This is a genomic window from Sphingobacterium siyangense (genome assembly GCF_023277505.1).
Classification (GTDB): Bacteria; Bacteroidota; Bacteroidia; order Sphingobacteriales; family Sphingobacteriaceae; genus Sphingobacterium; species Sphingobacterium siyangense.
The window spans coordinates 310,387-330,321 of sequence record NZ_CP080574.1 but is presented as its reverse complement, the minus strand read 5'-3'; the positions used below and the strand labels follow the sequence as shown (position 1 = coordinate 330,321).

The window sequence follows — 19,935 nt, the reverse complement described above, 5'->3', positions numbered from 1 at the left end:
TTATTTCTTATGTAAATACCAATCTGTATTTTGGCTACCTCCGCTTGTCGCCCAAGATTCAAAGAGCGGGTAAGCAGTGGTAATCGCCTGTCCTTCGGATGGATATACAAAAGAAACTGGAACTAATAAACCAAAGGGCTCATTCGCTTTTGTCTTAAATGGATCCGTAGTTGACAGCAGGTTGCCTGTTTCCTTCAACACCAAACTTTTATTGATTTTATCGGTCGCTTTATAACCAACCAAGTGCACTTCATTTCGGCCAGCAAGGTTTTGGTTGAAGTTGACAATAAAGGCATTTAATGTGCCATAAGTAAAGTTATCTATCGGTGTATTGAACTCAACAGTTACAAGTACCTCCACTGGTGCATATTGGCCAGTTTGAGTCGATATAAAACGTGTATCCGACACGCCAAAAGCTTTATGAGCATCATCCCATAATGGAAGCACTGCATACGTTTGTCCAGATTCCGTACCATTTGCGCCAAGAGGCAAGGCTGTACCTACCAAATCTTTGCGTGAATACGTTACATTTTTGACATTCCCTGTTGCGATACCATCAAGCTGTACTGCTGTAGAAAAACGGATCGAAGCACCTATTGACCTTAATTTTGCTTTCAAGGCCACTTTAGTCACTTTATTCGCTGTATTTTGGAATTTGGTGATGTTCATATCCAGCACACAGTCATTCATGTCATAGTCACCTTTAGCCGGCCACTTATCTTCGAAGATGTAAGAATATGTACCCAAATTAACTTCGGTTATGGTTTGGTCTGTTGGATTGCCACCGGACGCATTGTTACCACCAGCATTACAGGATGTCCCAGCAATCACCACAGTTGATTTATCGTAAGGAACCAATTTCGCTGGACTATTAATCACATAATAGGTGCTCCATTGGGCATTCGCTGTATGATCTGAGCAGGCTACCTCTAGGTTACCACCGTACGTGATTGCCATCCACTGGTTGTTTACATCAACTTTTTTGAGACGAGCCAATGCCTGACCTGAAGTTGGGCCAGTCATGGTGCTCGACTGGCTGTTAAATTTGGCCAGGGTCTTGACATCTAGAATTGATGACGCTGCCAAATTAATTTTTGTACCACCAGCATCTAACTTATCTAAGCTTAATAAAGCTCCTTGCGCCACCGAAATTGTTGCTCCATTGGTGGTCAATGAATTGATTACCGTATGACAAACAGCTTCCAAAGTTGCATTTGTCAAAGTCGCATTTTGCACAGTAAGTGTGCCCTCATTGCGTACGACTGTACCATTTGTTGTACTGCTCAGATTTTGGATTGTCGCCACACCATAGTTAGTAAAGTTACCATTGGTGATATCTGCTTTATCAGCTGTAAGTGTACCATAGTTGACGTACAATGTATTATTTTTCGTTTCCATTTTGGAAAGCGAAGCCGATCCATAATTAACAAAACCTCCAACTGTATTCTGCGTTACATTCACGAGGTCAATGGAACCCGCCTGTGTAATATACAATCCATTATTGCTTCCAAGGTTTAGCTCAAAGCTTGTATTTTTCCAAGATCCCTGAATGTAAATCTTCACATTACTTGTACCGTTGTTGGCATCGATCTTACCTGTAAAGGTAACTCCAGACTTGACGACATAGGATTTATTGGACTCGACCGAAATTATCGAGTTTCCCGATAGCGCGATTGCATCCGAAGGAACGACTACTGGTGTCGCTTCAACCGTAGCCGCTTTTAAACCGCTACTAGCCAATGCACTTGTTGTGGTTGCAGCACGCAAAACGCTCGCTTTGCTGCTTGATCCCACTTTTGTACCGTCGACAGAGATTGTATTCTGTTGTCCAACTTCGATCATGCTGACTGCTGCAACACCTAGCGGAGAAGTCTCTCTTAAGTAGATATATTTTGCAATTGTCGGAATCATCAGCTTACCAACAAAATCCTGACCCGATTTCGCCTGCCCTGCAGCCAGCAGATTTGCTCCACTAGCTAAAGTCGGATCATTATCAAAAATCTCAATCCGATAAAAGTATTTACTGCTAAATTGATCGTCTACAGCAACACGCACATCTACAGAGCGCGTTGAATTCCACATAAAATCGGCTGAAATATTGCCTCCCCCAGGAAGTAGGGTGGACGAATCAGATCCTTTTTCGGTTTCGTTGTACAAATCTTTTACTTTTGAACAACTTGCCCCGAAGAGCGTAATCCCTGCGAGACCCACCAAGAAGAGATTTAAGCTTTTTCTGTTATACATAATTAAATAATAATAGATCAATACCAAACAGCCCCATCATAGATGTCACAAGACTTTAATACTTGGCTTTGCGAATAATATTAAGGCCGAACTGTTTAAAGCAAAGATATAACTAATTCAGCTGACAATTGGATAAAATACACAACTACAGTATAAATCACAAATCTTGTAGCGCTTCAACTACAACGGAGCATCGCAAACTACAATTGAGAGTTTATAACTAACAAAAAGATATTTAACTATAAGGGTTATTTCTGCCACCTCTTTCGGTACTCGGTCGGCGTCAAGGTGGTTTCTTTCAAGAAAAAAGTACTGAAGTTATTGACATCTGCATAACCAAGTTCCCATGCAATCTGTTTGATGCTCATCGACGATTCAACGATAAGTTTCTTACTAACACGTAGCAATTCTTTAATGATAAGTTCTTTTGGCGTTGCTCCCAAAATTTCTTTCGTTAAGTTGGTTAATTTTTTATTTCCGATATGGAGTTGTTCGGCATAGAAGGCAACCTGTTTTTCTTCTCTTACATGTTTTTTGATCAGTTCCTGAAAAAGTGTTATCAGCTTTGCATCAGCACCATGGCACACTAATCCATTTGACGGCCTATCCTCAGCAGAAATTGCAGCAAGGAGTACAATCTGTTTAACGATATTATGCGCTAAATCGCGATAAATCGCCAGATTATAATTCTGCTTAGAAAGCTTAAGTTGCATGCTTACAAATTCGTAATAGCTTGCGTATTCTTCAGGAACACGCAATACACGGTAGGTATATTCGTTTTTATTGAATGACTTAAAGTTATGCAGAAAAGCGGTATCTATCTCCGTACGCGCAAAAAAACTTTCCGAAAAATAAATAATAAGAAACGATCGCTGTTCATCTGGGTTGGCTTCAATTTTAATACCTCTTGGAATTAACACCAAACAGAATTCTTCAATTTCTGTAATCTGATTATTGATCTCCACGCTACAGCCACCCTTTGAAACAAAAAGAACAACATAATTTTCTTTTGCTGTTGCATCCGTAATTTCGGAAGGCTCCTGCGCTACACCAATGACCCGATGAACTCCAAATTCCATATTTTTATCTAATGCATATAAGGCTCGACAAGCATTTCATATTACTGAAATACGGGCAATTTAGGAAATAAAAGCCAAACACAAAAAATTCATTTCCAAAGAAACCATGCGTTTGCAATATGCTTTTTCAGAGCGCATCAGGAAAACCTGGAGACACTAAATGAAATAGCATACAAATAGGTTGGCAAAACAAATATTAGAGAAATAGCTACTCAACCTATACAAATAGACAGCAAATTTCACAACCAAAACATAATTTAGTTTAAACAAATACAATTTGGCGAACTATACTTAAAAGCTATGAAGCGTGTTTTTTAACACTTATTAACAAAAAAATAAAATTATAAAAGAGATTAGTTGCATCCACAATTTTCTTAAAATGAAACAATACAACTAATCAACAAACAGAATGTTTAATTTATAAATAGAGATATTATATATCATTTAGAAATAATAAAGCAATATTAATATTGAATTTCAATAAATTTTACAAATCAAAAAATATAAAAAGAGGACACTTAATGACTATAAGGAAATAATTATTTAACACTAAACGTATCTCTTTAAGAAATATATTTCCAAATAAATTTGTATAATTACAATTATAGACCATAAAAAACAATCTGTTTAAACATATTAATTATAGAATAATAAATAGCCAAAAAAATATTTTTAAAAAACGCTAAACAAAATAAATTATGATTTGTTTATTCGAAAGTTGGCAAGAAGAAAGCTAACTGTATCCGGTTTTTTTAGATAAAAAATGCCCTAAAACGGCGATTTACCGGAAATCCATATATGATTATAACAATGAAGAAAGTTGTTTTATCTCGAATTTAATAACACAAAGAAAAAAGTTTACAATTTATTTTTGCACAAGTTGATATTAAGTCGTAATATTACAATTCAATTCGGGAAAAGTATAACTAGCCGATAGCAAAATAAGTATTAACAATTAAATTAGGAATCAACAAACAGACAAAAAATTTAGGAGCACCTAAGTGATAACAGCAATATATTGCCTATACGCAAAGGCATGCCGTTATATGCTTAAGTATTCCTATCAAATAAACGAGGGTTAAATTGTCCATTAAATTTAAACCCCATGTTGTTAACAGCATGGATTATCCAAATAATATTATCATGAATAAGAACGCAAAAAAAATGTACGTAGCTCCGTCCATCAAGGAGCACGTTGTAGAGCTTGAGCAAGGAATTGCTGCAGGTTCTCAGGCACAACCAGGTGTAACACCACAAACCGACGGTTGGGGAGCAGGTCCAGACGGTACTACTACCGGCGAAGGCGCTTAAGCATTATCATCAAATTACTAACAACACGAAAAAGCACTAAAATGAGATTTAATCTGACTAAAAGAGCAAACTGGGTTGTTGCGATGGCAATGCTAGCAATCCCCGGGACATTAATCACAAGTTGTTCCAAGGACAACAAGACTGAAAATGTCGAAAACAAAAGCAATGTACTTACTTTCGCCGTAGGCGGCATTAAGACGAGCGATACTGGTGACGCAGTGAAAGTCGGCTCGACAAAATCGAGTGCAACAACCAGCAAAGTACATTCATTCTCGGACGTAGACATGGTTGTTTCTACTGACAATAATTTACCAACTATTACTAGTGATGCGATAGGCGTAAAACGCGGCGGTGGCTTAGCTGCTGATGCCGTTCCTGGGGTCACTGAAAATATGGTAGCAGGCACAAAGTACGTCGTTTATATCTACTCAGGAACAACATTAGTTACCTCCAAGGAGTTGGTAGCAGGAACAGCAGGTACCATTGAAGGGCTTAATCCAGCGACTACCTATACATGGGTAGCACTATCTTACAATACTTCAGATGCTAATCAACCTGCACTTACACCAACAAATGGATCAATTGCTCTTGCGCAAAATAAAGATGTCCTTTATGCTAGTGGAACTGTCAACCTGGCAACCAATTCAAACATCAGTATCCAATTCAGCCACAAGTTTTCACGCATAGGAATTGAATTGAATACCAAAGGCGTTTTTGGTAATATCACAGGCAATCCTACAGTGAACGTAACGGGTTTAAATTTAGCAACAGGTAGTATCGCATTGCTGGGTGGAACTGTTACTGCAGGAGCTAGTTTTACACCAACTTTAACGTATGCCAACTTTACAAATATTGATCCTGCCTTCAATGATGCAAAAATTGCCTATGTTTATACCGCATCTACTGCAGCTCAGAGCGCCATTAATGTTCAAGTTCAAAACTTAAATATTAGCCACGTAGACGGTAGCCTAGCGCGTACCTATTTTACAACCGCATCTAACTTTGGATTTTCTGTAACACCACAATTGGGCAATAGCCATCACTTGTTGCTAAACGTTGTGGAATCGCCATTAATTACCAACTATGGTGGCCGTACAGTCAAATGGGGACGCTCGAATCTGTTTTACAGAGGCAACATTGGAAATGGCCGCAATTACGCATTCTATGCAAACAATCAGCTGACCGCTAGAGCAAATGGCTATTTTGCTTTCGGAAGTATTGTTCCTGGACAATTTGCGACTACAACAACGAATAATGGCGATCCATGTGCTTTGGTATATCCAGCAGGCCTTTGGAAACAACCTGCTAAGGCAGACTTTGCTAACATGGTTCGAGGAGATATCGAAGTAAATCAACTTACTGGAGCGTTAGGTGGCTTGGGCCAAGTAGTTGATGCAACGGGTACTACAGGGCTTTTAAACATAATAACTAATCTCTTGGGCAATGCAACATCTTTGCTAGTAAATACAGCAGCTCCTAATTCATCATTAGCTCCTTCCAGTCCATTTAATTATGGTCAATATACATTAGCTTCTGGTGCAAACGGTGCTCCTACTTCAGGTTCGAATGCTTTTGGTGATGTAAACAGTGCATCAAACAGACTTCGCTTTTACTATAATGGTGAAATTTCAAACGTAAATATCTTGCCACTACTTGGAAATGGTGGTTTAGCAAATATTGGCTTGAATGATCTCAGCGTAGATATTGCAAACTTCCAAGTTGTAAATTTAAATATTCCGTTGTTGGATAGTTACGGCAGAGCAACAACGCTTTGGACAAATGAACAAGGAGCTAATATTGTTGGCTTAGTTGGCGCAGGTACATGGGGTTATTATGGTAACGCTGGTCGTGGTCTAACTTTAATTCCTCTATCGTTAGGTACTAGGTTCCATATGGCAAACAATACCGGTCAACTTTTGAATGGAGTTAGCGCATTAGGTGCAAACGTATTAAGTACATCATTTAAAAACGTTCGTTGCGTGCGTTCAAACTAAAAAATTGTAATAATTTTAGCTTCGGCAACCAAACGAAGACGGCTAGAAATTCTAGCCGTCTTTTTTTATGAATGACGTAGCCCTTCAACTACGGCGTAGGTTTTTACACGATTATCGTAAATTTTTACAGGAGAATTTCAATAATATTTTTTTACATTTGGGCCATCAAGTCATTTTTTTTGCGTTCGACTTGATAATATTAATGGATATAATGGGGCGAAGGCGTTCGCCCCATTTATTTTTAACCCCTTATAAACCTCATTAAAGCACCAATTTCCTGATTTGATCTGATCTCAAATTCCAACCTTAAATTATTATGCACGAAGCGGATTGACCTACCCGATTTAGCTAATCTGCTTGATCAGCATGAATTTCATCAATGGCAAAAAGCGGTTTGCGATGCTTCGACCCTTCAAACCAATGCGGAAATTCTTGCGAAAAAGAAATTTTCACTTTTAAAAAACGTCCTTCTTGTTGTTTTAAGCCAAATGAAACTGGAAAACATATTGGACCTTCGGCCATAAGACCAGTGTCAATCTTATATTTCCCGATGTTCACATACGAAATATTATCTTCTGAGGCTTCTACCGCTATTCCATCCGGAAGGAAAAGATAATGCGCCGGATCAAATAGAAAATTAAGCTGAATTTGCGAAGCCATTCTTTCATTCGGAAAAGGAAAAGTAATCTCGACATCCTCACTATCAAATAATAGCCAATTGTAACTGTAATCTGTCGTTCCCGATAAGCCATCATTCAGTGTTGTTTTTCCATTTGCGGGAAAATCTTCCAAGAAAGAAGGTTTAAACTGAGGATTTATTCCTTGGAGCACTGAAGGCAAATAGGGTTTATTTAATAGTGTTAGCCATTGCTGCCGATATTGCTCAAGACTACCACCAGTTTCAGCCAATTCGATAGCTCCGCCTCGAAGTGCATGGTCCAAAAATTCATCAATCCGCGTCATCCAATTGGGATTGACCATCCACTTACCACTAGCTTTCCTGTTTAAAAAGCCAAATGGATGATCACCATAAGCCTTTGACTGCTCCAAAGCTGCATACTCGAGACCTAAAGCAATCAAATTCACGCGACTTAAAAATTTCGGATCCCCAGCTACAGCTTTTTGCGCGTTATTCACAAGTTCCTTTAAAAATCTCATCTTTTCTAAACTTAGATATCCATGTCGCGAAAGGATCGGATTACCATATATATCAAGCGTCGAGCGACTTGTTTTTCGAGCATCAATAAGTTGTTTTAGATACTTTTTAATATCCTTTGATGCGGCACCATAATAACCGTCCAAAAAATCCTCTTCCACCTCAGCTTGATCTAGCTCAGGGTTCCATAGGCTTTTGGCCTGCAAATAACTGGCATAGGCGGACATATCAGCCTGCGTATGGCCAGGTCCATGTTCAAAGATACCTTTTACACCATTTTGATACATATAGGCGATATTGCCCTGGTAATGATCATACATCGGAAAAGGATTTATATAAGCTGTAAATTGCGTGGTATAATCCCACACAAAAATATGCGATGAGATCTTCGACCAGTCATTGAGCTGGCGTCGAAAAGGAGCAGCTGTTGGATTAACCGCCAGCCCCCGCTCCCGCGTTGCATCTATCGTACTTAGCAACACATATACATTGTCCAATGGCCGAGTTACTTTGGGAGCTTCTGCGGTGTAACCATAGGCTAAGGTCGTAAAATTCTGTTCTGGAAATTGAGCCGCAATACGATTCACAAATCGGATGAGCGTGCCCTGAGGCCCCCCCTCCTCCTGATCAACCTTCGTACAGCGATCACAGGTACAGTAACCTTTTCCATCCATTGGCGCTATAGACCAATAGACCGCATCAGGATTATCGGCAATGGCCCGTCGAAAATAATTGATTGCAATTTTCTGGACGTCAGGATTTGTCAGACAGAGTTGTGTTGCACTGCGCTTTCCGTTTGTTAAAGCGAAATATTCAGGATGCTGCTGAAAATAGTCTTCCGGTGGTATAATTTTAAAAAATGAATGCCCCCATAAGCCCCACAGATCCTCAAATCGATGCAAATGATGCCAATCCAGGTATTCAGCATCCGCAGAAGCGGGGTAGTAAGACTCTCTATAACGTAATGCTGGTTCAAAACGCAAATTGAAATCCTGAGGAAGCGTCAGATTCGCACGCTTCGGAACCCATGCAGGCCCTTGATCATATTTCCGAGCGCCAAATTGCTTCTCGATAAGTTCATATACGCCATACAGTAGTCCTTTTCCTGAACCTCCAGTTAGATATACTTGTCCGTCCCGAACACTAATTTCAAAACCTTCGTTTCCAAGCCCAACCTTCTTTCCAATCCGCTGTTGATAAAAATTATTCCCGATATATACTACATGTTTTTTCGTCCCAGAAGGGCTCGACAATATCGCTAATGGCACACCAGTAATACGTTTAATATACTCCTGTAATACCAGAGCCGCCTTTCGTTCCAAATTTGATGGACGCGAGGAAATAACGATTTCAGTTTCGGCTTTCTTATCGCGAACGATGTCCACTTGCTGTGCCATACAGCTGCTAATGAACAGTAATCCAACAAGAACGAACAGGTTCAGTTTATAATTTGCATTCATCATCATCCCGCATTAAACTAGATCACCAACTCCACTTCTTGCTTATCCATGATGGCACAATCCACAAAAGAAGCTATCGTATCAAGTACCATGCGCAAGCGGCCCATATTTTCATAATAAGGTATACCAAAACGCAGTACATGTCCAACCTTCGCTTCTACTCTACAGTGCTTAATGCATTTAATATGGATGTCTTTCTTTCTCAAAAACTCGTACAGCGGATAAGGATCATAATCTGACACCAGTAGACTTACGACCGGAGACACATCATCTCCCATAAAACAGTGCGTAATGCCTGCATGGCTCAAGATCCCATTAAGCTCTCTTTTCAGATAAGATGCCAGATAGGTACTGCGCTCCAGAATCGCTTTCGGCCCAATTTCTCGATAGTGCTTTAAGCTTTGCCTCAACCTTTCATACAATAAGAAATCCTGCCCCCCAGGAATGCTGAACCCATGGGTTTGCGGATCTTCAAAAAGATGCTGCTTATTCCAATATAAGGCGCCGATCCAACTTGCAAAATCTTCTTTGAACCAAGCTAAACCACCACCCAATGGTCCATGCAACCATTTATGCGTGCTCCCGATCAATACATCGGCATCCCCAAAAGGAAGTTGCTGAATCCCTAATGACTGGGCTACGTCAAGAATCAGAATTGCATTCGGAACAGCCTTTTTTATATTGCTCAGGCGCCACTTGTCTTGCATCAGTTTTCCTGTGGGATAATAGACATGGGATAAGAAGACGATGTCTGGTTGCATTTCGCGCAAGCATCTGTTAAATTCCTCCGCGTCATTGAGGACAACATCAGGGAGATAAGTGAGCTTATATTCTGGCAAATGTTCAAAGGGGCCAATACCGCCCGGATGTTCATGCTCACTTGTCAGGACCTGAAAACACCTCTTCCCATCCTCCTCCAACCTACGTAAAAGCGCCAATGCCAATAAATTCATGGCCTGAGATGTGCTGGTAGTCACATTACAGCGATAACCGGCAGCCGGCCACAATTTAGCACATTCCTCCTGTATGGCATTGAAAGCTTCCCTCCCTAAAGCATATAAAGAAAGTGGATTGCCGTTTACCTGATTTTTGATGGTTTCGAGCCGATCCTGTGGCAACGTAGCCAGGCAGCCCGGATTCAGATTTACCCTGGTCGAAGGAAATGTATTGATCCTGATCTGATCCCAATACGCTTCATTTTCTATTTTTCGGACGGCATCTACTCTTTTAGGATCAAGATTTATCCCATCAGAACATTCGTTCCAGGCGCTATGGGGTGAAAAATGATGCGGTAGAAGTCTACTATATTGTTTCTGTAAAAGACTAATGGATTCTCTTATCACGGTATGGAAATCGGTATGATACAAATGACTTCCCTGCAAACTTGTCTCAATGCTGTATATAGCTTTCTTGGCAGCACTTTCCCCTCTAAGATCGGAGGTAAAAGAAATCTTGGGATCCAATCCAACACCTCTGGCGATGTCAGCAATATCCGCCGCTAATTCATTGATGGAATAGTGTGTTTCTGTCACATGGTTCACCACACGATGTTCACCCATCGGTGGTATATCTACAGCAAATCGGGCCAGCGAATTGACCGCATCGTTCAACGCCATGAGTCCAGTACGCTGATTTCCGCTACCATATACTGTCATCGGAGAACCAGAAACTACCTGCGCTATAAAACGGTTGGCTACCGTTCCAAATATCGGATCGTAATCAAAACGGGTAAAAAGATCATGCGAGGCATCCATTTCGGATGTTAGCAGACCAAAGACCGTTGCTTGCATCACTTCCGTGATGCGAAGCCCCCAGGTACGCGCCGCCATCGCTACGTAATTCGAATCATTTATTTTGGAAACATGATAAATATCGTTTGCCGCCCTAGGGTAAGGTAAAGGCGTCGACGCCAACTGTCCTTGATAACCAGGCTTAAAATAGCCTTCTGCGATCGGCAATCCACCCTTGGCATATTCACCAAAAGATCCAAGCTTAATAATATGGGCTTGCGGAACATATTCGCGTACTGCCCAGAGCAAACGCATATTTCCTTCTTCATTGTTACGGATGGTGTAAAGAGCCTGTTGTAATCCCAACATCGAATAACTCGCCGAACACTGCTGTGCGAGATGATAAATCGTATGCGGCCGTTCCCGGCGAATCAGTTCTGCCAATTCGTCCGAGCAAACCTCAGCGTGCACAGCGCACATATTAGCTAAACCATATTTTTGGCCAAATACTTCGATACGACTTGAGAGATCCGGAATCTGTAGCCAGGGCCCAAATCCGAGATTGGCAACCGTGCTTTTGCGCCAGCCATTATCCAGCAATATAATTTTTTGGTCTGGATGGTGCAGCGCTAACTTCATGGCCAGCGGCCAGCCCAAATACCCTTCGGCGCCTAAAATTAAAATTGTACCATTCATTGTTCAGTTATTGGCTAGAGTTAAAATTTCACCTGTAAAGCGAGCAGTAGATCGTATTGATTACGAAATGTTGCCGTACCAATTTTTTGACTCGTGTAGGTACCATTTAGACCTAACGATGTACGATAATTTATTGTACGCCTGTATCCCGCACCCACACTTCGACTCATAACACCCCCCAATTCAGGCAACAAAATAAGCCTGCTTCTATCGTCTGGTGAAGTTCCAAGTCCAAAATTTGCCTGCAATAAATCAGCTTCAGTAAGCTCATATTTTGCGCCTGCCTGAAAAGCAAAGTAGAAATCCTTTTCCTCCTTGATGGCAAAGATTCGTGCATTCAGCAGAAAAGGGTCAAAACTTTTACTCGCACCAACAACCAGTGATGCTGCTTTGATCGCTACAACTTCCAGAAAACGCGCCCCAATCTCCCCTTCGAAACCTTTTCCGAGCTGCCGATAAAGCGAATAGGCCAATCTATATTTGGGAAGCAGCACATTATTGGATATACCTATCGAAGCATTCCAATAAAGTAATTTATTCGCCGTATACGTCAGGTCGCCTTCTCCCATAATGCCCGTACCTGATTGCCTTCCCGTGAATAACAGCTGTGCACCATAGCTTATTTTTGGCGACAATCGACGGGTGTAATACAGTGTCGCAATACGGTATGCAGGTGGCGCTGGATTATCATCAACACCTGAAAAGGAGCTATTCAGCAAAGAAATTCCAAAAGCGTTCTGCATGGTTTTACTTCGCAAAAGAGCTGCATATTCCCTGTGCTTCCGTAGATCGAAGCGCTTGGAGAGTGTATCGGCATAATGTGCCGCTTCAACAAACCGCCCCAAACTGTCAAGTACGATTACTTTCTTTAGGAGAAAAGGTTCTGCATACTCAAAATGCTGCAATGCCGTATCCACACTCTGCAAGGCATATTCAAAGTCTCCTTTTGCCATCAGAAGGTTTAATTTATTACTATAGGCTAGCGAATCTGTTCGATTGTCCTTGAGCACGCGATCAAAACAAAAGATTGCGCTATCGGCTAATCCTTTTTTTTGAAAAGCCAATCCCGCCGACATCCATGCATCCTGTACCATTGTACGGTACTTTTGATTGTACGGATATTCTGTCCGCAGCATAGTGGCGACCTGAGCAGCTGCCATATACTGCGCACTATTATGAAGGATTGAAGCTTTCTTCTGAAGAAATTCGCGGTCACCCGGATAACTTTGCAGGGCCTGCTGAACAACGAGCAAAGCTTCCGGATAGCGTCTTCTGAGGTCAAGAATATTAGAAAGGTAGTGTAGGGCTTCTTTATTATCGTTATCTTCAATGAGTAATTGACGAAGATGCGTTTCCGCTTCTCCGTACTCTTCCACCAGTATGCAGGCATTTGCTGCGGCCAGCTTTTGCTCCAAATAAAGCGATTTAATTTTCGGATTTCCCGGATAACTGGCGTAAAGTTTTTCGCTTAAAGCTACAGCCTGCTGTATTTTGCCCGATTGTGCCAGGAAACCCGCCTTTTTTAACTGTAAATCGATATCATTTGGATAATAACTGATCGCCTGCTCCAATTCCCGAAGGGCCGAGGATAAATTGTTTTGCAGGATAAGGGCGGAAATACGCCCTTGCAGGGCTGGCATATTGCTCGGATCTAAGTGAAGCGTACGATCGTAGTAAACGATGGCGCTGTCGGCTTGTTGCTGTTGCAAATAATAACTCCCACAGGCATTGATCATTTGCAATACTTCTGATCGGAAAGCTTTATCACCGTTGCTCCCATAGAGCTTAACAGCAATATCTGCCGCTGTCTGATAGCGATGTAGCTGATATTCAAAATCCATTTTTCGGCGCAGTAGTACACGATCGGCTGCATTTCGCTGTAAGGCACGGTCTACCCAATACAGTGCCTGTGTCGTCTCCCCCCGAGACGCAGCTATGCCCACCACCTTTTCCAAGGCTTCCCGGTCGCCTGGATTCTGATCCAAAATCGACTGATAAAGAGCATAAGTATCTGTGTTCTGATAATATCCGGCTGCTTCTTTCCGTAAACTATTGTTTAGGTCAAGGGCTTTTTTATCTTTCGGATAATAGCGTAAGATCAGCCGTAAAACTTCTAGTGCCTCTGCATAACGATGTGATTCCTGTAGCAGACTGAGCTTTTGGAATAACGCTTTGTAAGATTTACTATCGCTGTTCAATAGCGCATTTACCTTGGCAATTCGGGCATCATAATCACCGCCTTGGGACACAATATTGTTCATTTTTTCGATGAGATCTGTATTTTTCGGCGCGAGTTCGAGCGCCCTTTCATAATATGAATTGGCGAGATTATCCATTTTATTTCCTTTATACCAATCCGCTTTTGCCTCATAATGACCGGCCATAGCAAGTCTTACGCTCCCATCGGTCGGAAAACGCCGTATAAGAACCTGTGCCCAGGAATCTCCATCCTGATAGCGTTTGAGCATATCCAATATATTAAGCTTTTTGATCCCGAAATCTTTATTGGTAGCAAAACGCGCCAATCCCATTTCGACGTAACGCAAAGCTTCAGCAGGTCGATTTTTTGATAAATAAGAACCTATAATATAATAATAAACATCTTCATATTGGGGCGAAGCACGCAGGACCAGTTGTGCAGTGCGGATCGACTGATCATATTGTTTCTGCGCCATATAAATTCGGGCAAGTTGCACCTGCGCATCGATATGGGCTGGATTGAGCTTTATGGTCTCCTCCAATGACTTTAAAGCTTTCTGCTGTTGAGCAGATTTAATGTCTACCAAAGCCTGCTGGTACAATTTTTCGGCACGCACGGAATTCCAGGTCTGCGCTTGCAGGACAGGTGTAGACAACAGGAAGAGAATAAAAATAGTATAACGGAAATTCATAATAGCTTAAGCTTGATTTTTGTCGGAAGATTTTTGGCTTGCAAAACCTTTACGCTGCATATTTCCCCACACCAGTTTTTGCCTGAACATGGACTGTATGTAGCCTTTAATACTAAAAAAAACAATGAGCGGATGATAAATAAACGGCTCAGCAAAGGCCGTTAGGCAAAGGCCTATCACCTCACTCGTTTTGCGGTAATGCCTTTCAATCAATTGATCCCAAAGTACGGCTATAGAGCTTACCAAGACGGAAAACATATAAAGAAAAGCGAGTAACGTAAATGTATTTTCCCAATTGATGGCGCCTATTACAATAAGATAGATGTAAAACAACAGCCCCAATACCTCGAAAATAGGCGCCAAAAACTCAAATAGAAAGTTATAAGGAAAGACTATAAGCCCGAGCCTTTTAAACTTAAAATTAAATAAAACATGACGGTGGAGCAGCATGATCTGGATCAATCCCCTAGCCCAGCGTACACGTTGTCTACTGAATACCGGCAAGGTCTGTGGTCCTTCCGTCCAGCACAATGAAACAGGAATATACCGAATCGCATATTTGTGATTATTCTGGATCATGTAAACACTCATGCGTGTCACCATATCAATATCTTCGGCAAATGAGCGTGGATCATAGCCCCCAACCTTAACGGCAATATGCTTGTCAAAAAGACCAAGTCCTCCCGACACATTTGGAACACAATTGATTGAGCTCCACGCCATTTTTGAAAGCAGGTATGCACGAATATACTCCAGTTCCTGAAAACGTGGGAGTACTTTATGTGGCGGTTTAAAGCGTGTTATTACGCCATTATCCACTTCAGACGAATTGATCATCCGCAGGGGCGCCCCCACCGCTATGACCCGCCGTTGATTGTTCTCCACGTGGATGTATCCGGTATCGGGTATCACCTGGATGTCTTTTAGGCGGCTCCGGCTCTTTTCGTCTAAAATGGGACGCATTAGTCTGGAAAGTGTGTCTTCATGCAGGATGCAATCTACATCTGTACAGAGAAAATAATCAAATTTTGAGGCATTGATACCGGCATTCGAAGCGTCTGCTTTACCTTTTCCGTTCTCTTTATCAATGACTAGCAACTTTTCGTAGGCACGATTAGTAGATCGAAAAAAGCGCTTCACAGTCTTCGTTTTGATCTTTTCATTGTAAGGGAGATCTACTTCCTTAAGTTCGAAATGCTGCACCAATTTTTCCAATGTATCATCCGTACTACCGTCATTGACAATAATAACTTCATACAATGGATAATTCAGATGCATTAATGCATATACATTATCAATGATTGTCAGGCCCTCGTTGTAAGCCGGGGCAATGACCGAGATGCCCGGTGAAAGTGGGCTCGAAATTACATTTTGGGTATAGTGCTCTCTATTTTTCCGTCTATATAACATAATTCCCTTATACGATAGCACCGCCATGATGACATAGATCACCATGGTCAGGCTACTGTAGGAAAATATAAAAAGTTGGAAAACGTCAATTATATCTTGGATCATAGTGTATGCGTTATTGTTCGTGCAGATAATAGTTTAGAATGCGCTCTTTTCGTGAAGGCAGATGTAAAGGATTCCAGGCCAATTGTTTGTTGCGTACTAAACGGGCGAGTATCGCGGCAACATGATTTTCAATTTCAAAATCAAAGGCCGATTGAAATTGTTCCGTCAGAAATTCCATGGCTCTCGGCGTTCGAAACATGCCGAGCGAAAACAGGATTTCGCATTGGCAGTCTACCGGCTGGTTCGGGTACATTTTAATCAGTGTTTCCTGTGTATGTACAGCCCTCAAATGCCCCAGCGCATTGATGGCATGCGAACGAAGGCTATGGTCGTTCACATTGAGCAATCCTTCAATACTGTCGATAGCCTCCAGGCTCTGCTCGTGCGCAGCAAGCTTCATGCAGCAAATAACAACTGTTTTGTTGCGCGAATAACGGATCCAATTGGCAAAATTGGATTTTACGGTATCGCGGGATTGCTCGAGAATCCGAAAAAAACCGATCAATTCCCAAATACTCAAGGGATCGCGCACTTCATCAAAAAAGCGGAAAGGCTCATTCTTGCTGAAACGCATGAAAGCGCTTCGGGCGGCAGAGCGCAGTTCAGATTCTTCACTGAGATTGAATCGGAGAATATCAATATCGGAGATCGCGTAGTCCATTAGCGTCAGCTCGTGCAATCCCTGAACATTACGATACCATTTGCGCGATTTCATCTTTTGCAACGAATCCAGATTTAGCCCAAGAAGCACATAGATACGATGAAGAATCAGTGCATTTGTTCCGGCCACATGCCATCGGAGACGGATCAAAGTATCAATTAGGGTCTGGCGGTTTCTTTTGTCCATCAGCGCCAACTCATCCAGCACAGCCTGATCAATGGATACATGCGCGCTTTCATTACCCATTTCCTGAATAAACTGCGGCAGTATACGATCTTCTATCAGTTGGTCAAGCTTATTTTGCCGACGCTGTGCTTTTGCCGTTCGAAAACGGAGTACCATGATCACAGCATAAGCGACAAAAGTTCCAATAAAGGATGTTGCCACAATCCCTTGAATCACCGCAATAAAAGTTTGATCTACCGTCATACCTTAGTTTTCAGCAAGGGCAACACGCGTTTGTATATTCCCAAGATCGATTCCGACCGGTAATTTGGACTGATCCTGAATGTAACGCATGGAATTGAGTAAATAGCCTTTTACAGCGAGGGATTCAGGCTGGTCGACAATTTTAACACCGGCAATATCCCCAAACTCTTCGAGAATACAATCGATGAGATCGCCATAATGCGCCCCACCACCACATAGAAAGATTCGATTTGATTTAGCCAGATTTCTATCATTGACCACATCACCCAATGCTGGTGACACAATTTCGGCATAATAGTTCTGTATCGCCTTTTTGCGCAGTCCCTGGAGGTCAATTTTTTTACGGTTGATATAGAGGTAGCCGTTTCGAAAAGCCTCATCGAGCTGCTGAATGCTCTGAAAAGAGAGGTCATACGTCTGCTGGAGCTGTTCGCGGAGGATATTGACAGCATAATGCATACCCGGAGCACTCCCCATCGCATTTTCTACTACGCCTTCATCGGTACTTAGCCCAGTTTCCAATGTACCAAACCCAAAACTAAAAACGAAGAAAGCTCCCCTTTCGCAACTTTCTCCCCTGCGCAACGCCACCATACAACTCACCACCTCCGGCAAAACGTCAATATGCGCGACCTCAATTGGTAATATACCGGATCCGTCCTCACCATAAACAGCGGGATCCGACTGGATGATATGTTTACCACGAAGCGTTTGTTCGGCAGTTTCCCGATACAAGCGATAGGTACTATTGGGCAAGCCGATGGTTACCATAAGCGGAGTGTCGGCGCTAACACCACTGCTTAAAATTGCTGCCTTAAACAACAGTTGGCATTCCAATGATTCCGGAGATGCATTCAGCGGTCTTCTAGGGCTATTCCCTTCATTTAGTGCCAATTTACCACAGATATACCACTGCTGTCCCATTTGTATTTTCAAGCCGGTCAATAGTGAGTTGGCGGTGTTTACCAAGGGTGAATTTGTTGCCTGCATTAGGCTTGAGAATGACTGTATTGTATACATAAAAATTTTTCGTGTGTACTAATTATTTACCACCATCGTTTACCTGACATGACTGGCAACTTCTGTGTAGCCGCTAGTAAAACAGGTTGTTCAGGTACAATATCTATTGCCAAGATTTCTTCCCTGGCCACATATTCAGCGACAAAAAGCTCATTCATCGCATCTTCTTGCGCACGTACCACCGCCTGCATATCTATCTTTTCCTCTATCTCTTCTATCTCATGCACATCTACCAGCTCCTCCACAGCTATTAGTTCCTGTACAGGAACTATTCCCTGCGGTTGTTCGGAATGAGCTATTTTAGCATTTTGCAGAAAAGAATCTAACTGCATTTGATGCGGCTCAGCTTCGTTGTTCTGGCTCTCGGAGATATTTACGACCTTAGACCCGACTTCTGGAAGTAATTGTTCGGCAACATGCGTATCTCCTTCCATGATTAGCTTGACTCTTTCCAATAGTTTTCCCACGACCAGCGGCTTTTTAAAACAGTCTTCACGGACAATTTCCAGTCCCTCACGAATATGGAGGTAACTCATGTTGGATGTTATAATTGTCCGGGTACTTGGAGATTCTTTCAGCACCTTATTGATAATTTCATACCCGTTTGCATATTGCATATGCATTTCGGTAATGACGATATCATACTGATAGTCCTTCGCTTCCAAAAGGGCAAAGGCTTCTTTTCCATTGGCAGCAGAATCCAGCTGAAATGCCTCATTGGAGAAAACATTCGAAATTATTTTTCGCATGAGCAGATCGCTGTCTGCATGCAATACCGAAAACACCCTACATTGCTTAGGTGGGAGATCATAACTTTGCATACTTTTAATTAAATAGATTAAGTTGCTTTAAAATGGCATCACAAATTTAAAAATACAAGCAAAGTGATTACCTACCCATAAGGGTGGTTTTTACAAAAAAATTTAACTTAAAATAGGTATTTATCGGTAAGATAGAATTTTCTTAAGATGCTCTTAAGAAGATCTCAAAAACAGATAGTGTACACACCGCATAGTTAATCCATCGATTGAAACGAGCAGCATGTTTTCTTTAGGTATTGTTTTTCACGAAAAGAAGTTCTGTCAAATCGGTTTATTATATTTCAGCATAAGCTCCGAACGGCTGTTAACCTGTAATTTTCCATAGATATTCCTAATATGGAATTTCACGGTATCTACACTAATAAATGCAGTTTCAGCAACCTTTTTATAGGTATACCCCTGTTGCAAAAGGGAAACAATTTCGATCTCGCGAGGGGTAAGCTGTTCGCGATGCCGGTAATCGACTTTATGCTCGAGTGCTGGGTTAAAGTGAGATATGACCAGACGAGCCACCTGCGGACTCATCACCGAACCTCCCTTCATGACTTCCACGAGCAACTGCTCCATCTCGGGTAACGGCGTACTTTTAAGCAGGTAGCCGGCGGCACCCGCGCAAAGTGCCTGAAATATATGTTCTTTATCATCAAACACCGTAAACATAACGACCTGTATATGCGGAAATTTGCGCTTTATATACCAAGTTATTTCAATGCCATTTTTATTCGGTAGTCCAATATCGCAGAGCAGCAAATCTAAACATTCAGGACTCCACTTCGCTTCTAGCAGCTCATCAAGTTCACGTGCAGCAACCACCAGATCAAACTGAGTGTTATCCTCGAAGTAAGATTTTAATGATTCGAGAACAGGCATACGGTCTTCTATGATTGCAAGTCTAAATTTTGTGTTTGGCATAAAAAATAAAGATAAG

At 41.7% G+C, this 19,935-nt stretch carries 12 protein-coding genes; 2 read left to right on the top strand and 10 right to left on the bottom strand.

Going from position 1 to position 19,935, the window contains the following annotated elements; all coding sequences use genetic code 11:
* Both K2F45_RS01390 and K2F45_RS01385 read right to left on the bottom strand, forming a co-directional pair.
* Positions 1-2,244, bottom strand: coding sequence for an LruC domain-containing protein (locus K2F45_RS01390; protein ID WP_075990663.1), 2,244 nt, complete (start codon positions 2,242-2,244; stop codon positions 1-3).
* A 248-nt stretch (positions 2,245-2,492) separates the two neighbouring features.
* On the bottom strand, positions 2,493-3,323 hold the full coding sequence (locus K2F45_RS01385) for a helix-turn-helix domain-containing protein (protein ID WP_248932891.1): 831 nt from the start codon (positions 3,321-3,323) through the stop codon (positions 2,493-2,495).
* A 1,143-nt stretch (positions 3,324-4,466) separates the two neighbouring features.
* Here K2F45_RS01385 and K2F45_RS01380 point away from each other — a divergent pair.
* Positions 4,467-4,634, top strand: a complete 168-nt coding sequence (locus tag K2F45_RS01380; RefSeq protein ID WP_153848297.1) for a hypothetical protein — start codon at positions 4,467-4,469, stop codon at positions 4,632-4,634.
* Between the two features lie 41 nt (positions 4,635-4,675).
* Complete coding sequence (locus K2F45_RS01375; RefSeq protein WP_075990659.1) at positions 4,676-6,628, top strand: fimbrillin family protein; 1,953 nt, start codon at positions 4,676-4,678, stop codon at positions 6,626-6,628.
* 348 nt (positions 6,629-6,976) lie between these two features.
* Here the strand turns inward: K2F45_RS01375 and K2F45_RS01370 are convergent, their stop codons facing one another.
* The 8 genes from K2F45_RS01370 to K2F45_RS01335 all read right to left on the bottom strand — a co-directional run bounded on the left by K2F45_RS01370 (position 6,977) and on the right by K2F45_RS01335 (position 19,919).
* The gene (locus K2F45_RS01370; RefSeq protein ID WP_248932890.1) at positions 6,977-9,181 is read right to left on the bottom strand and encodes a DUF4838 domain-containing protein; all 2,205 of its coding nucleotides are present in this window, start codon (positions 9,179-9,181) and stop codon (positions 6,977-6,979) included.
* An 80-nt stretch (positions 9,182-9,261) separates the two neighbouring features.
* Positions 9,262-11,670 (bottom strand): aminotransferase class V-fold PLP-dependent enzyme, encoded by a 2,409-nt coding sequence (locus tag K2F45_RS01365; RefSeq protein ID WP_075990657.1) that lies wholly within the window; start codon positions 11,668-11,670, stop codon positions 9,262-9,264.
* Between the two features lie 20 nt (positions 11,671-11,690).
* Positions 11,691-14,561 carry a tetratricopeptide repeat protein gene (locus K2F45_RS01360; protein WP_075990656.1) on the bottom strand — a complete coding sequence of 957 codons (2,871 nt, stop codon included), beginning with the start codon at positions 14,559-14,561 and terminating at the stop codon, positions 11,691-11,693.
* A 6-nt stretch (positions 14,562-14,567) separates the two neighbouring features.
* Positions 14,568-16,076, bottom strand: coding sequence for a glycosyltransferase family 2 protein (locus K2F45_RS01355; protein ID WP_075990655.1), 1,509 nt, complete (start codon positions 16,074-16,076; stop codon positions 14,568-14,570).
* A gap of 10 nt (positions 16,077-16,086) precedes the next feature.
* Complete coding sequence (locus K2F45_RS01350; RefSeq protein ID WP_248932889.1) at positions 16,087-17,166, bottom strand: HEAT repeat domain-containing protein; 1,080 nt, start codon at positions 17,164-17,166, stop codon at positions 16,087-16,089.
* A gap of 3 nt (positions 17,167-17,169) precedes the next feature.
* The gene (locus tag K2F45_RS01345; RefSeq protein WP_075990653.1) at positions 17,170-18,186 is read right to left on the bottom strand and encodes a ParM/StbA family protein; all 1,017 of its coding nucleotides are present in this window, start codon (positions 18,184-18,186) and stop codon (positions 17,170-17,172) included.
* 26 nt (positions 18,187-18,212) lie between these two features.
* Positions 18,213-19,007 (bottom strand): response regulator, encoded by a 795-nt coding sequence (locus K2F45_RS01340; protein WP_248932888.1) that lies wholly within the window; start codon positions 19,005-19,007, stop codon positions 18,213-18,215.
* 261 nt (positions 19,008-19,268) lie between these two features.
* Positions 19,269-19,919 carry a response regulator transcription factor gene (locus K2F45_RS01335; RefSeq protein WP_075990651.1) on the bottom strand — a complete coding sequence of 217 codons (651 nt, stop codon included), beginning with the start codon at positions 19,917-19,919 and terminating at the stop codon, positions 19,269-19,271.
* Positions 19,920-19,935 lie beyond the last annotated feature (16 nt).

Excerpts from the sequence above, each read along its gene's own strand:
- K2F45_RS01370 (WP_248932890.1), bottom strand. The coding sequence starts at position 9,181 with ATGGCACAGCAAGTGGACATCGTTCGCGATAAGAAAGCCGAAACTGAA.
- K2F45_RS01385 (WP_248932891.1), bottom strand. The coding sequence starts at position 3,323 with ATGGAATTTGGAGTTCATCGGGTCATTGGTGTAGCGCAGGAGCCTTCC.
- K2F45_RS01365 (WP_075990657.1), bottom strand. The coding sequence starts at position 11,670 with ATGAATGGTACAATTTTAATTTTAGGCGCCGAAGGGTATTTGGGCTGG.
- K2F45_RS01360 (WP_075990656.1), bottom strand. The coding sequence starts at position 14,561 with ATGAATTTCCGTTATACTATTTTTATTCTCTTCCTGTTGTCTACACCT.
- K2F45_RS01345 (WP_075990653.1), bottom strand. The coding sequence starts at position 18,186 with ATGTATACAATACAGTCATTCTCAAGCCTAATGCAGGCAACAAATTCA.
- K2F45_RS01390 (WP_075990663.1), bottom strand. The coding sequence starts at position 2,244 with ATGTATAACAGAAAAAGCTTAAATCTCTTCTTGGTGGGTCTCGCAGGG.
- K2F45_RS01350 (WP_248932889.1), bottom strand. The coding sequence starts at position 17,166 with ATGACGGTAGATCAAACTTTTATTGCGGTGATTCAAGGGATTGTGGCA.
- K2F45_RS01340 (WP_248932888.1), bottom strand. The coding sequence starts at position 19,007 with ATGCAAAGTTATGATCTCCCACCTAAGCAATGTAGGGTGTTTTCGGTA.
- K2F45_RS01375 (WP_075990659.1), top strand. The coding sequence starts at position 4,676 with ATGAGATTTAATCTGACTAAAAGAGCAAACTGGGTTGTTGCGATGGCA.
- K2F45_RS01355 (WP_075990655.1), bottom strand. The coding sequence starts at position 16,076 with ATGATCCAAGATATAATTGACGTTTTCCAACTTTTTATATTTTCCTAC.
- K2F45_RS01335 (WP_075990651.1), bottom strand. The coding sequence starts at position 19,919 with ATGCCAAACACAAAATTTAGACTTGCAATCATAGAAGACCGTATGCCT.
- K2F45_RS01380 (WP_153848297.1), top strand. The coding sequence starts at position 4,467 with ATGAATAAGAACGCAAAAAAAATGTACGTAGCTCCGTCCATCAAGGAG.